This window comes from Muriicola sp. Z0-33, from assembly GCF_026126425.1.
Lineage (GTDB): Bacteria > Bacteroidota > Bacteroidia > Flavobacteriales > Flavobacteriaceae > JAFMPW01.
The window spans coordinates 159,873-172,130 of sequence record NZ_JAFMPW010000006.1 but is presented as its reverse complement, the minus strand read 5'-3'; the positions used below and the strand labels follow the sequence as shown (position 1 = coordinate 172,130).

Genomic DNA, 12,258 nt, shown 5'->3' with positions numbered 1-12,258 from the left:
AGCTATGCAACCATCTTTGGTCAGTATCCTTATCCCATTTAAAAATACGGCAGCCTTCCTTCCAGACTGTCTGGACTCAATTCTTTCACAACAATTTGAGCAATGGGAAGTACTTGCCGTGGATGACCATTCTACCGACGACAGTAGGTCTATTGTTGAAGCCTATTGCGAAAAAGACAGCAGGATTAAATATTATCCCAATCAGGGTAAAGGAATCATAGAAGCATTAAGAACTGCATATACACTTAGCAAAGGCGATCTTATTACCCGTATGGATTCTGATGACATTATGAAGGAATACAAACTAGATCAAATGGTAAGCGCCCTGCTCAAAAAAGGTAAAGGACATGTTGCGATTGGGAAGGTGAGTTACTTCTCGGATAAAGGAATTAGTGATGGTTATGCCAGGTACGAGGCCTGGTTAAACCGCTTAACGGAAAGCGGAAATAATTACTCAGAGATATACAAGGAATGTGTGATCCCCTCCCCTTGCTGGATGATATTTAAAGAAGATCTGGAAGCTTGCGACGCCTTTAATCCCAACAGATACCCCGAGGATTATGATCTTACATTCAGGTTTTATGAGTACGGACTCAAATGTATTCCTTGCTCTGAAGTGCTACATTTATGGAGAGATTACCCAACCCGTACTTCCCGGACCAGTGAGCATTATGAACAAAATTATTTCCTCGACATTAAAGTACATTACTTTTTAAAGCTAGACCATAATCCTTCCAGACCACTGGTAGTTTGGGGAGCCGGAGGTAAAGGCAAAACAATAGCATCAAAATTATTAGAGAAAAATATCAGCTTTCACTGGCTCTGTGATAATCCCAGGAAAATTGGCAAAAAAATCTATGGCAAGGAACTTTTCCACTACCAATATCTAGGCCAATTGAGGCAACCACAAAGTATAATATCTGTAGCCAATGAAGAGGCCCAGGAAGAGATTCAGGGCTACCTTAATAATCTGGGTCAAAAGGCAATAGCAGATTATTTCTTCTTCTGTTAATACCCTTCTGATAGGTTTGAAGCTGATTGAAAGTTGGCCGCCTCTCCCCTATATGCCACACTTAAAGTTCTAAATAAATGGTAAACTTTATCCTTTACAGCTTGAATTCATTATATTTGCCAAATCAAATTAAGGAATGCAGTTTAAATATCCAGAACTCCTTTGGGCCCTATTTCTACTACTGATTCCTATAATTATTCACCTCTTTCAGCTCAGAAGATTTAAGAAGACCCCTTTTACCAATGTAAAACTTTTACAGAAGGTGGTGGCGGAGTCGAGGCGGAGCAGTGCTTTAAAAAAATGGTTGCTCCTATTTAGCAGATTAATGGTTGTAACGGGATTGGTTTTTGCTTTCTCCCAACCCTTTTTTGCGGCCACCACTGCTTTAGCTCAGAAGGAGACGGTAATTTATCTGGATAACTCTTTTAGCATGCAGGCTAAAAAAAATGAGGAAACATTGCTGGAGGCTGCAGTGCAGGAACTTATTGAAGTTATACCCAGGGAAAGATCCTTTAGTCTATTTACCAATGAAGATGTATTTAAGGATGTTACTTTAAAAGATATTCAGAACCAACTTTTAGAACTTAAGTATTCTGCCAAGCAATTGCAATTGCACGAAATTGCATTGACAGCACAAACGCTTTTTAGTTCAGATGCTGCACCAATCAAAAACTGTATTATCGTTTCCGATTTTCAGGCACGGATAAGTTCGGCCCGTCAGGAATCTGCCACTACAATAAAACAGCATTTAATTCAACTCGCCCCGGATAACACAACAAATATCATTATTGATACCGCCTTCATTTCACAGACTTCTCCAAATAGCCTGGAATTAACAACACAATTATCTGGCACGGGTAACTTAGAAAGTATTCCAGTTTCTTTATACAACGACCAAAATCTCATTGCAAAAACAGCCGCTGTTTTTGATGAAGACAACAAAGCTTCTATACTATTTACGCTGCCCCCTAATGAAGTTGTAAATGGTGAAATAGAAATTTCGGACGCAGCCCTGAGCTACGATAATCAGCTGTTTTTCAACCTCAATCAAAAAGAGAAAATTAAAGTGCTGGCTATTGGGGATGCCGATGACGATTATCTGACTCGCCTTTATGCCGATGACGAATTCGACTTTAGTAAAACTACCCTTAGTAATCTGAATTTCACCAATATTGATAAGCAGAATTTCATAATCCTCAATGAAATTCCGGCCCTGAGCAATGCACTTCAAAATGCCCTCAGGTCCTTTATTTCATCAGGAGGAAGCATGACTATAATTCCACCTGCCCAAATGAATTTCGAGAGTTACAATAGCTTCTTAGGAAACTACGGCAATACCACATTTGGAGAAAAGTTAGACCGGGAACTGAAGGTAACAGGGATTTCATTTGATCATCCGTTATATCAAAATGTTTTTGAAAGGGAGGTGACCAACTTCCAATATCCTATGGTATCACAGTATTATAGGGTGCAATCCAGAGCAGCCAAAATTTTATCATTCCAGAATGATGCACCATTTCTCTTAGAGGCGAATGGCATATATCTTTTTACATCTTCCCTGGACAATAAGAATTCTAACTTTAAAAATTCTCCTTTAATTGTCCCTACACTCTACTCCATGGCCACAAATAGTTTAAAATTACCCCGCTTATATCAATATATTGGTGCTAATAAGGAGGTAGATATTCCATTGGTTATTGGCCAGGATGATATTTTAAAGGTTAGCCTGAATGAATATGAATTTATTCCGGAGCAACAATATTTTGCGAACAAAACAAGATTAATGTTCGGGGATACGCCTAAGGAAGATGGAATTTACACGGTCACTGATGGGGATAACAAAGTTCAAAATTTGAGTTTCAATATGCCAAGAACAGAAAGTGATTTGCGCTATATAAATATTGATAACTTAAATGCTGACTCAAAAAATGATTCGATAGCAGCTTTATTTGATCAAATTGAAAAAGACAATCGGGTTACGACCCTTTGGAAATGGTTTGTTATTTTAGCACTACTGTTTATGCTCACTGAAATTGTGATACAAAAAATATTCAAATGAGTGACGATTTTACCAAATATGCCAGGGTCATCATAAAAAACAGCGGTATGGCACAAATTCTAATGATAATAAAGTAAAATGGATATAATCCTTAAATCTGCCATTATTGTTGATCCGGGGAATAAGTCCTATCATCTTAAGAAGCGAGATATCCACATTAAAAATGGAACCATTGAAAAAATTGCCTCTAAAATAGATGCAAATGGCAAAACACGGGCTTTAAAATATAGAAACCTGCATGTCTCCCCAGGTTGGATAGACAGTAGCGTGAGTTTTGGAGAACCAGGTTTTGAGGATAGAGAGACTATTAAAAATGGTTTAAGCACAGCAGCAAAGAGCGGATTTACTGCTGTTGTCCTAAATCCGAATACCTACCCCGTACCGGACAGTAGCGGAGATATTGTATTTCTTAAAAATGCTGCCAAAGTTTCTGCTACCAGTTTGTACCCATTGGGATCTTTAACAATGAAACAAGAAGGCAGTGATCTGGCCGAACTCTACGATATGAGAAATTCCGGGGCAGTAGGATTCTATGATTTTAAGTCGCCCATTGCCAATGCCAACCTCTTAAAAATTGCGTTGCTTTATGCTCAAAACTCAGGTGGCTTAGTACATTCCTTTCCAATGGATACAGCTGTTGCGGCAAAGGGCATGGTAAATGAAGGAGAAGTATCAACCGCCCTCGGACTGAAAGGAATCCCCGTACTTGCTGAAACCATTCAGGTGGCAAGAGATCTTTTTATCCTGGAATATACAGGTGGAAAATTACATATCCCGACCATTAGTTGTGAAGGATCGGTTAAGCTAATTGCAGCGGCCAAGAAAAAAGGATTGGATGTGAGTTGCAGTGTAGCCCTCCATAATTTGTTTTTTGATGATGACGTTCTTCATGAATTCGACAGTGCTTTTAAGGTGATGCCGCCTATACGGACAAAAAATGATAGTAAAGCTCTTTTAAAAGGGATCAAGGACGGGACAATAGATTTTGTCACTTCGGATCATGCCCCCAAAACCTTAGAAGAAAAACATGTAGAGTTTGATAATGCCGCAAGCGGGACCGTTGGCTTGGAAAGTGCCTTTGGAGTGCTTAATTCACTATTAGATACCAACAGTGCTATACAATTACTTACCAAGGGACGGGAACGATTTGGGATTCCACCGATAAGCATAGCCCAGGGCAGTACTGCCGATTTGAGTTTGTTTGATCCTGATTATAAGTATACATTTTCTGAAGAACATATTAACAGTAGTTCTAAAAACAGCATGTTCCTGGGGCAAGAGCTAAAGGGGCAGGTTTATGGTATAATAGCGAAAAATAAGCAGATAAGTTAAATTCATCGCTTAGCCAGATCCACACACAAACATTTATGGATGATAATACAATTGAAGAAGGGAAAACAATGGCAGCAATCTGCTACATCACCTTTATTGGGCTATTAATTGCTTTTTTATCCAATAAGGATAAGAACAACGCCTTTACCAGATTCCATATTGGCCAATCATTAAGAGTATGGATTTTAGGACTTATCCTTTATTTATTTGCCATATTTATGGTGATATACACAGGAATGGGATTTTTTGGATACCTGGGATGGGTCGGCTGGATTCTGGCGATTATGGGTATTATTAATGCTATTAAAGGAAAAACTGACCCTTTACCTTTAATTGGGGCTATCGGCAGCTAAGACTAAGGAATATTAGACTACAAAACGCATAAAATGAATAGTGTTAAAGAGGGCAAAACTACCGCGATCATAGCGTATATGACTATGATTGGAGCGTTAATTGCAATTACAATGAACATGGAACCCAAAAATGATTTTGCCCGTTTTCATACCAGGCAGGCATTTGGATTACATCTTATATTTTTTGGATGTGCTATCTTTCTAAGTGTGTGGTTCAATAAATATGCATGGTATGGCCTGTACATTTGTTATATTGTCCTTTGGTTCTACGGATTTATGGGAGCCCTTAACAATAGGAAACAATCGGTTCCGGTACTAGGACCGTACTTTCAGGAATGGTTTACTTTTATAAAATAATATGAATACAGTTCTTCTATCCCTATTTCATTTGCTGCGCCCATCTTCTATGAAAGAAGGAAAGCCCCCGGTTATCTTTTTATTTCATGGTTATGGCAGCAATGAAGAGGATTTGTTCTCTTTTGCCAACGAGTTACCACAAGAGCTTTGTGTTATCTCTGTCAGGGCTCCATACACTTTAGAAATGTTTGGAAATGCCTGGTATGCTTTAAATTTTGATGCTTCTTTTGGTAAATGGAGTGATAATGAACAGGCGATATCTTCCAGAAATAAAGTACTTCACTTTATAGACGAAGCCTGTGAGGCCTACCAATTAGATGAGGAGCGAATAAGTTTATTGGGTTTTAGCCAGGGAACGGTACTCAGCTATGCCATTGCCCTTTCGTATCCGGATAAAATAAAGAATGTGGTTGCTCTTAGTGGTTATATAGATAAAAATATACTTGTCGAAAATTATCATGAAAAAGATCATGAAAATCTTAAGGTATATGCTTCCCACGGACAGCTAGATGCGGTGATCCCCCCTTGGTTAGCACAGCAGGGGCTTCCAGTTTTGGAGGAATTGAATATAGATCATGTCTATGAGGAATATCCAGTCGGCCACGGCGTATCTCCACAAAATTTTCAATCTTTAAGAAGGTGGTTAGAGGATAAGATTTAAGGCATAATCTTCGAGAACTACCAATATTCTATCGGCTTTAGTGTAAAATTAGCAGCAATCCAAAATTTTAAAAACAGGCATTCCCAGTTTATAAACCGGTTATACCACCTTTGAAAAGGTTAATTCAGATTTCCGTAATCCTCAGGATTGTTCTAATTACTGCGGGTATAAAGTAGATGATCTAATAGCGTAAAATCTACACCAAGATCATCTTTTAGTTCATATTTCAAAATCAGTTCTCCCCAAAATGTTCCATCAGAAAAATCTGCCACGATCCACTTGTGGTTCAGAATCTTTATCTTGTTTATTTTAAAATCGTTTTCCATTCCCGCATAAGGGACCAGCGGATTATCTCCTTTAGTCTCATTGGTTTCTAACAGCTTATCTGCTATGTATCTAGAGGGGTCATTAATGTTTAAATGATCGTAATAGGCTAAGGCATCATCATTATTTTCAAGTGAAAAATACTGCATATCCAGCACCGTCATTTCCTTTTCTAAAAGAGAATCTCTGAGTGCCTCTATTTGTAGTTTTTGATTCACCATCCTTTTGTCCAGGTCGTTTACCTTATTGTTGCTGCTTACAAATAAGTAAAGTGCAATCATTGAAGCGAAAATAAACAGGTAAAGGAATATCTTACTTTTCATATAAAATTATGTTGTTATTGTATTCATCTAAACATCTTAGAGTTTCAACTCTAAATTATCATAGGCCAAATGTACACCTTTAGGTAGTTTTTTTTCTACTTCTTTGTGGAACCCCAGATAATGGCTTATATGCGTAAAATAAGCGCGCTCCGGGGAGACCTTTGCGACCAGTTCAAGAGCTTCCTCTAAATTCATGTGTGAATGGTGAGGCTCAATCCTTAAAGCATTCAATGCTAACACTTTAAGATCTCTTAACTTATTAATCTCTTTATCATCAATTGTCTTAATATCTGTAAGGTAAGCGAAGTCACCAATACGATATCCAAATACTTGCAATCTATTGTGAAAAGCTTCAATTGGAATAGCCGCCAGATTGCCAATTTTAAATGGGGCATCATTGTGTACTTCGTTAGATTGAACAGAAGGTGCACCCGGGTATCTGTCTTTGTCTGTAAAGATATAATCGAAACGGGTTTTCAGGGATGCCAGCACCCGTTTATGTGCATAAATTGGGATATCTCCCTGCCTGAAGAAAAAAGGCCGGATGTCGTCCATCCCAGCGGTATGATCGGCATGTTCATGGGTAAATAAGATGCCATCAATCTTACTCACTTTGCTTTTAAGCATTTGTTGCCTGAAATCAGGGCCGCAGTCGATCACATAATTGTAATCATCCCAGGAAACCAGTACTGAAACCCGAAGTCTCTTGTCTCTTGGATCTTCGCTTAAACAAACCGGATGATTGCTTCCAATAACAGGAATTCCCTGCGATGTTCCGGTACCCAAAAACGTAATTTTCAACCCCTCAACTATTTATTTCAAATTTATAACTTATTTATTTAGTAGATTACCCAATCTTGTTAACTTTGTTGTAAACAAAATGCACAAAATGGCTACCGTTTTAACCAAAGAATTTGCTTTCGAAAATATTCCTTCAATAAAAGCAAAAACACTCCGAATTAACTTAAATCCAGATATCTATGGCACCTTTGCTGAAATAGGTGCTGGACAGGAAACAGCCCGTCATTTTTTTAGATCGGGTGGGGCTTCAGGAACTATTGCAAAGGCCATGAGCGCCTATGATAAAGCATTTAGTGATGCCATATACGGCACGGAAAAAGATGGCAGATATGTAACGCAAGCCAGGTTAAAAACAATGCTATCCCATGAAATGCAACTCATGGAAGAACGCATAGACCGTGAAGAACATCCTGACAGGCTGTTTTTCAGTTATGCCAATACTGTGGCCACGATCGACTTTTCTAAACGATATAAAGGCCATGGATGGTTGGGGATGCGTTTTCAGTTAGATCCGAAACAAAAAGAATTTGACGAAATAATATTGCACGTACGTTTCAAGCAAAATGAGGCGCGGCTGCAACAGGAAACCTTAGGTACCGTGGGAGTAAACCTTATCTATGGTGCTTTTTATAAATACCACAAGCCCAGGAAATTACTAAAATATCTCTATGATCATATAGACAGGGATACCCTGGAAATTGATATGATTAATTTTTCCGGCCCTAATTTTGAACATGTAGATAACCGACTTATGAGCTTGCAGCTGATCAGGAATGATATGACAGATGCGGTAATGTTCGGGGCAGACGGAAATAACCTGCTGCCTGCAGCCAAGCTATACAAAAAGAATATTTTGGCGATGAGGGGTAGTTTCAGACCTGTAACCAAGGTCAACATGGACATGTTTCGTAAATCTTATGACATTTTTATTCGTGAACCCTCTGTTGAAGAAGACAACTCAATTGTAATTTTTGAAATAACCCTGTCTAACTTACGGGCTTCCGGCGAAATAGATGAACGAGATTTCCTGGACAGAGCAGAGCTCCTATGCTCTCTGGGGCATAATGTGATGATTTCAAAATTCCAGGAGTATTTTAAGTTGGTCGAGTATTTCAGTAATTATACCAAAGCCAAAGTTGGTTTAACTATGGGGGTCAACAACCTTGTGGATATTTTCGACGAAAAGTACTATAGGCACCTCAGTGGAGGCATCCTGGAAGCCTTTGGTAAACTATTCTTTAAAGACCTTAAGGTGTATCTGTACCCAATGAAAAACCACGAAACGGGACAAATCATGACCAGCAACAATATTAAGGTACACCCGAGAATGAAAGAACTTTACAAATTCTTCAAATACAACGGGAAGGTAATGGATATCATTGATTACGATCCTGAGATTATGCATATTTTTTCCAGGGATGTCCTTAAAAAACTCACCAGCGGAGAGGATGGCTGGGAAGAAATGCTTCCGGAAGGTATTGCAGATACCATCAAAAAGAAGAAGCTCTTTATGCAAAATGTCGAAAAACCTAAAGAAAAAGCAGCTCCTAAAGAGAAGGCGTAACTTTTACCAAAATAATTAAGTAGTACTTCTATTCCAGGATTTGAGCAGCATGGTCCTTGGTCTTTACCTTGTCAATAACCCGCTCCACGGTGCCTTCTTCATCAATTATAAATGTTTTTCTATGGATGCCGTCATATATGCGGCCCATGAATTTTTTCTCACCCCAAACTCCGAAAATATTCAAAACTGTATGGTCCTCATCTGCCAGAAGTGGAAAAGGTAAATTAAACTTATTCTTAAAGTTCGTCTGTTTCTTCTGTGAATCTGCACTTACCCCCAATAACGCATATCCCCTATCCTGCAAGACCTGGTAATTATCTCTTAAATTACAGGCTTCCATTGTACAACCAGGGGTACTGGCTCTTGGATAAAAGAATACAATCAGTTTTTTCCCAACGAAATCGGATAATTGAACATCATTCCCATCCTGGTCTTTTGAAGTAAATTGAGGCACCTTATCGCCCACTTTTAATGTTTTCATGCTGTTTTTTTGGCTAAATTCGCTTTTTATTTTCGAGTACAAAAATAAGGAAATGACCAAGACCGAGAAGGTAGAATTTGCAATAAAAACTTTACAGGAATTATATCCGGTTATTCCCGTCCCTCTGGAACACAAAGACCCCTATACCCTACTAATAGCGGTGCTACTCTCTGCACAAAGTACCGATGTAAGGGTAAACCAGATAACCCCTCTATTATTTGCCAGAGCAGATAACCCCTACGACATGGTTAAACTGTCTGTGGAAGAGATCAGGGAAATTATAAAACCAGTCGGACTCTCACCCATGAAATCAAAAGGCATTTACGGGCTTTCGCAAATTCTGATAGATAAATACCAGGGTGAAGTTCCAAAAGATATCGCGTTACTTGAAGAATTGCCAGGCGTTGGACACAAAACTGCCAGTGTAGTGGTTGCTCAGGCATTTGGTATTCCTGCATTTCCTGTGGATACTCATATTCACCGGCTCATGTACCGATGGGGTTTTTCTAACGGTAAGAATGTAGTACAAACCGAAAAAGATGCTAAAAGACTGTTTCCCAAATCTTTATGGAACAATCTTCATCTTCAGATAATATGGTATGGCAGGGAATATTCACCAGCCAGAGGTTGGGATCTGGATAAGGATATAATTACAAAAACCATTGGAAGAAAAACGGTTTTGAACGACTACTATAATAAAAAAGCCCGCAAATAGCGGGCTTTTATAGTCTTAATTCAAATTTGTTTCAAATTTGAAGCTCTTGTACCCTACAATCCGAAGGGATTTGGAATAGTCCAATAAAAATTGAACTGTATCCGAACCAACTTTTGTCAGTTCACAAGCATTCTTTTCTTCAGAGTAAATTTTTTCCATAAGAAAATAGTATAGTTATGCATTTATAACGCAACTAATATGGAAATATTGCTCAATTAAGATTTGTTCATTTAATCGGTAAGGACAATATTGTGTTTGTCAATGATCTTTCTAAGGTTAATTAGGGCATACCGCATACGGCCAAGCGCCGTATTAATGCTTACTCCCGTATTTTCAGATATTTCTTTAAAGCTCATATCCTTATAAATACGCATAATCAGCACCTCTCTCTGATCGTCCGGAAGTTCTTCTATTAACTGCCCAAGATCACTGTCAATCTGGTTTTTGATAATCTGCTTTTCTGCATTTAACTTATCATCACCTATTACAGAAAAAATATTGAAGTCATCATTACCTTCAAATTTGGGCATACGCTTATTTTTTCTGAAATGATCTATAATAAGGTTATGAGCAATTCTCATTACCCAGGGTAAGAATTTCCCCTCTTCGCTATAAGACCCTTTTTTAAGCGTATTAATTACTTTAATAAAAGTATCCTGAAAAATATCTTCAGTAATATCCCTGTCCAGAACTTTGGAATAAATAAAACTGGTGATACGTTGATTGTGCTTTTTTATTAGTATCTCTAATGCTCTTTCGTCCCCGCTGATATAGTCTCTAACTAATTCAGAATCTTCTATTTGAATGTTCATAAGATAGTTTTTTTGGTTAAGATTAAGATCTCCCACAGGAGGAAAGCCTTTTTTGGTTTATTAGTTTTATTGTTATTATAATGCTACTATTTGTTTCATTATTAATTACAGAATAAAAGTATATAAACAGGGAGCCTTGTGAAAAACTATGTTGTCAAACACGCCATTTATGATGTAAAATCGCATTTTGGCAATAATCAGTATAATAAAATGCCCAAAATGCAGTTGGGTAGTCCCTTTCTGAAGTGGAAATAAAGTTCTCTTACAAACGTGGATATGGGTTCAGATTAACTTTATACCAATAAAAATCCCCCTGATTACAGCTAATCAGGGGGAATATCTTTTAACAAAAGCGCTAAAGCTCTTATTTAGTTTAAGTTATTTTCAAAAGTCATTCCCTCATGCTTTACAATATTTAGCGATCTGGAATAACTTAAAAGAAACTTCACGGTTTCATCACTGGTTTTAACCAGTTTACATTTATCGGTGTTTTCAGAGTAAATTTGTGCCATAGTTGTATGTTGTTATAGCTAAATAACGCAACTATTGTGGCTTCCTATGGTATTACTCGTTCTAGAAGCTGATAAAATCGTTTAAAAAAGAAATGCTCGATTGAATGCAAATTAACTCGTTAAAACAATGTTCTTTTTCTCAATTATCTTTCGAAGGTTGATAAGAGCATAGCGCATACGCCCCAAAGCAGTGTTAATACTTACATCGGTGTTCTCTGATATCTCTTTAAAACTCATATCCTTATATATACGCATTACCAAAACCTCTTTTTGGTCGTCTGGCAATTCCTGTATCAATACTCCAAGGTCACAGTCTATCTGATCTTTAATTAGCTGCTTCTCAGCATTAAGCCTATCATCTCCAATTACAGAAAAAATATTGAAATCATCACTGCCTTCAAATTTGGGCATTCTCCTTGTTTTCCTAAAATGATCTATTATAAGGTTATGGGCAATTCGCATTACCCAGGGTAGAAATTTACCTTCCTCGCTATATGATCCTCTTTTAAGGGTTTTAATCACTTTAATGAAAGTATCCTGAAAGATATCTTCGGTGATAGTCCTGTCTAATACTTTGGAGTAAATAAAACTGCTGAGGCGTTGATTGTGCTTTCCAATCAGAATTTCAAGGGCTCTTTCGTCCCCGCTCATATAATCTCTAACTAAAACGGAGTCATCGATCTGTAGTTCCATACAATTACTTTTTATTGGTTCAACTTAGGGGTTCCTTAGCTCCCATTTCGATGTTCAGGGAGTGTAAGGGTTCAGTTGTCTAGGTTAATCTAAAAAGTAATTGTTGCTTTATAGGCGAATCGATTTTGTATTATTAACAGTTCAAATATAGAAAAAATATTAGCTCGCAGAAAATCAATGTTGTGATTTGGTAAAAATTCGATGTAAAAACACCTCTATTGGTTATTGCAACCTTGCAGTGTATCTTTGTACCCTTAAT

The 12,258-nt window shown here is 37.8% G+C and carries 14 protein-coding genes; 8 read left to right on the top strand and 6 right to left on the bottom strand.

The window, feature by feature from the left end; all coding sequences use genetic code 11:
- The first annotated feature begins 4 nt into the window (after positions 1-4).
- From J1G40_RS10425 to J1G40_RS10400, 6 genes are all read left to right on the top strand, one after another.
- Entirely contained in the window at positions 5-1,012 is a 1,008-nt protein-coding gene (locus J1G40_RS10425; protein ID WP_265242574.1) for a glycosyltransferase family 2 protein, read from the top strand.
- Between the two features lie 136 nt (positions 1,013-1,148).
- Positions 1,149-3,071, top strand: coding sequence for a BatA domain-containing protein (locus tag J1G40_RS10420; protein ID WP_265242573.1), 1,923 nt, complete (start codon positions 1,149-1,151; stop codon positions 3,069-3,071).
- Between the two features lie 78 nt (positions 3,072-3,149).
- The gene (locus J1G40_RS10415) at positions 3,150-4,403 is read left to right on the top strand and encodes a dihydroorotase (protein ID WP_265242572.1); all 1,254 of its coding nucleotides are present in this window, start codon (positions 3,150-3,152) and stop codon (positions 4,401-4,403) included.
- A 35-nt stretch (positions 4,404-4,438) separates the two neighbouring features.
- Positions 4,439-4,756 carry a DUF4870 domain-containing protein gene (locus tag J1G40_RS10410; RefSeq protein WP_265242571.1) on the top strand — a complete coding sequence of 106 codons (318 nt, stop codon included), beginning with the start codon at positions 4,439-4,441 and terminating at the stop codon, positions 4,754-4,756.
- Between the two features lie 33 nt (positions 4,757-4,789).
- Entirely contained in the window at positions 4,790-5,113 is a 324-nt protein-coding gene (locus J1G40_RS10405; protein WP_265242570.1) for a hypothetical protein, read from the top strand.
- A gap of 1 nt (position 5,114) precedes the next feature.
- Positions 5,115-5,774 (top strand): alpha/beta hydrolase, encoded by a 660-nt coding sequence (locus J1G40_RS10400; protein ID WP_265242569.1) that lies wholly within the window; start codon positions 5,115-5,117, stop codon positions 5,772-5,774.
- A gap of 152 nt (positions 5,775-5,926) precedes the next feature.
- Here the strand turns inward: J1G40_RS10400 and J1G40_RS10395 are convergent, their stop codons facing one another.
- Together J1G40_RS10395 and J1G40_RS10390 are read right to left on the bottom strand one after the other, a co-directional pair.
- On the bottom strand, positions 5,927-6,421 hold the full coding sequence (locus tag J1G40_RS10395) for a hydrolase (RefSeq protein ID WP_265242568.1): 495 nt from the start codon (positions 6,419-6,421) through the stop codon (positions 5,927-5,929).
- Positions 6,422-6,457: 36 nt separating this feature from the next.
- On the bottom strand, positions 6,458-7,222 hold the full coding sequence (locus J1G40_RS10390) for an MBL fold metallo-hydrolase (protein ID WP_265242567.1): 765 nt from the start codon (positions 7,220-7,222) through the stop codon (positions 6,458-6,460).
- Between the two features lie 88 nt (positions 7,223-7,310).
- Here J1G40_RS10390 and J1G40_RS10385 point away from each other — a divergent pair, with 88 nt between their 5' ends.
- Complete coding sequence (locus J1G40_RS10385) at positions 7,311-8,786, top strand: TonB-dependent receptor (protein WP_265242566.1); 1,476 nt, start codon at positions 7,311-7,313, stop codon at positions 8,784-8,786.
- A gap of 28 nt (positions 8,787-8,814) precedes the next feature.
- On the opposite strand, the gene bcp is transcribed toward J1G40_RS10385, so the two are convergent.
- A complete protein-coding gene (gene bcp, locus J1G40_RS10380) occupies positions 8,815-9,267 on the bottom strand; it encodes a thioredoxin-dependent thiol peroxidase (protein WP_265242565.1) in 453 nt (150 codons plus the stop codon).
- Between the two features lie 52 nt (positions 9,268-9,319).
- Between bcp and J1G40_RS10375 the strand changes: the two genes are divergently transcribed.
- Entirely contained in the window at positions 9,320-9,982 is a 663-nt protein-coding gene (locus tag J1G40_RS10375) for an endonuclease III domain-containing protein (RefSeq protein ID WP_265242564.1), read from the top strand.
- A 230-nt stretch (positions 9,983-10,212) separates the two neighbouring features.
- Here J1G40_RS10375 and J1G40_RS10370 read toward each other — a convergent pair whose 3' ends face one another.
- The 3 genes from J1G40_RS10370 to J1G40_RS10360 all read right to left on the bottom strand — a co-directional run bounded on the left by J1G40_RS10370 (position 10,213) and on the right by J1G40_RS10360 (position 11,999).
- Positions 10,213-10,794 carry an RNA polymerase sigma factor gene (locus tag J1G40_RS10370; RefSeq protein ID WP_265242563.1) on the bottom strand — a complete coding sequence of 194 codons (582 nt, stop codon included), beginning with the start codon at positions 10,792-10,794 and terminating at the stop codon, positions 10,213-10,215.
- A gap of 368 nt (positions 10,795-11,162) precedes the next feature.
- Positions 11,163-11,306: a hypothetical protein gene (locus J1G40_RS10365; RefSeq protein ID WP_265242562.1), complete on the bottom strand. Its 144-nt coding sequence runs from the start codon at positions 11,304-11,306 to the stop codon at positions 11,163-11,165.
- Between the two features lie 111 nt (positions 11,307-11,417).
- Positions 11,418-11,999: a sigma-70 family RNA polymerase sigma factor gene (locus tag J1G40_RS10360; protein ID WP_265242561.1), complete on the bottom strand. Its 582-nt coding sequence runs from the start codon at positions 11,997-11,999 to the stop codon at positions 11,418-11,420.
- Between the last annotated feature and the right edge of the window lie 259 nt (positions 12,000-12,258).

Coding starts and splice junctions, on each gene's coding strand:
- J1G40_RS10425 (WP_265242574.1), top strand. CDS start 5: ATGCAACCATCTTTGGTCAGTATCCTTATCCCATTTAAAAATACGGCA.
- J1G40_RS10420 (WP_265242573.1), top strand. CDS start 1,149: ATGCAGTTTAAATATCCAGAACTCCTTTGGGCCCTATTTCTACTACTG.
- J1G40_RS10415 (WP_265242572.1), top strand. CDS start 3,150: ATGGATATAATCCTTAAATCTGCCATTATTGTTGATCCGGGGAATAAG.
- J1G40_RS10410 (WP_265242571.1), top strand. CDS start 4,439: ATGGATGATAATACAATTGAAGAAGGGAAAACAATGGCAGCAATCTGC.
- J1G40_RS10405 (WP_265242570.1), top strand. CDS start 4,790: ATGAATAGTGTTAAAGAGGGCAAAACTACCGCGATCATAGCGTATATG.
- J1G40_RS10400 (WP_265242569.1), top strand. CDS start 5,115: ATGAATACAGTTCTTCTATCCCTATTTCATTTGCTGCGCCCATCTTCT.
- J1G40_RS10395 (WP_265242568.1), bottom strand. CDS start 6,421: ATGAAAAGTAAGATATTCCTTTACCTGTTTATTTTCGCTTCAATGATT.
- J1G40_RS10385 (WP_265242566.1), top strand. CDS start 7,311: ATGGCTACCGTTTTAACCAAAGAATTTGCTTTCGAAAATATTCCTTCA.
- bcp (WP_265242565.1), bottom strand. CDS start 9,267: ATGAAAACATTAAAAGTGGGCGATAAGGTGCCTCAATTTACTTCAAAA.
- J1G40_RS10375 (WP_265242564.1), top strand. CDS start 9,320: ATGACCAAGACCGAGAAGGTAGAATTTGCAATAAAAACTTTACAGGAA.
- J1G40_RS10370 (WP_265242563.1), bottom strand. CDS start 10,794: ATGAACATTCAAATAGAAGATTCTGAATTAGTTAGAGACTATATCAGC.
- J1G40_RS10365 (WP_265242562.1), bottom strand. CDS start 11,306: ATGGCACAAATTTACTCTGAAAACACCGATAAATGTAAACTGGTTAAA.
- J1G40_RS10360 (WP_265242561.1), bottom strand. CDS start 11,999: ATGGAACTACAGATCGATGACTCCGTTTTAGTTAGAGATTATATGAGC.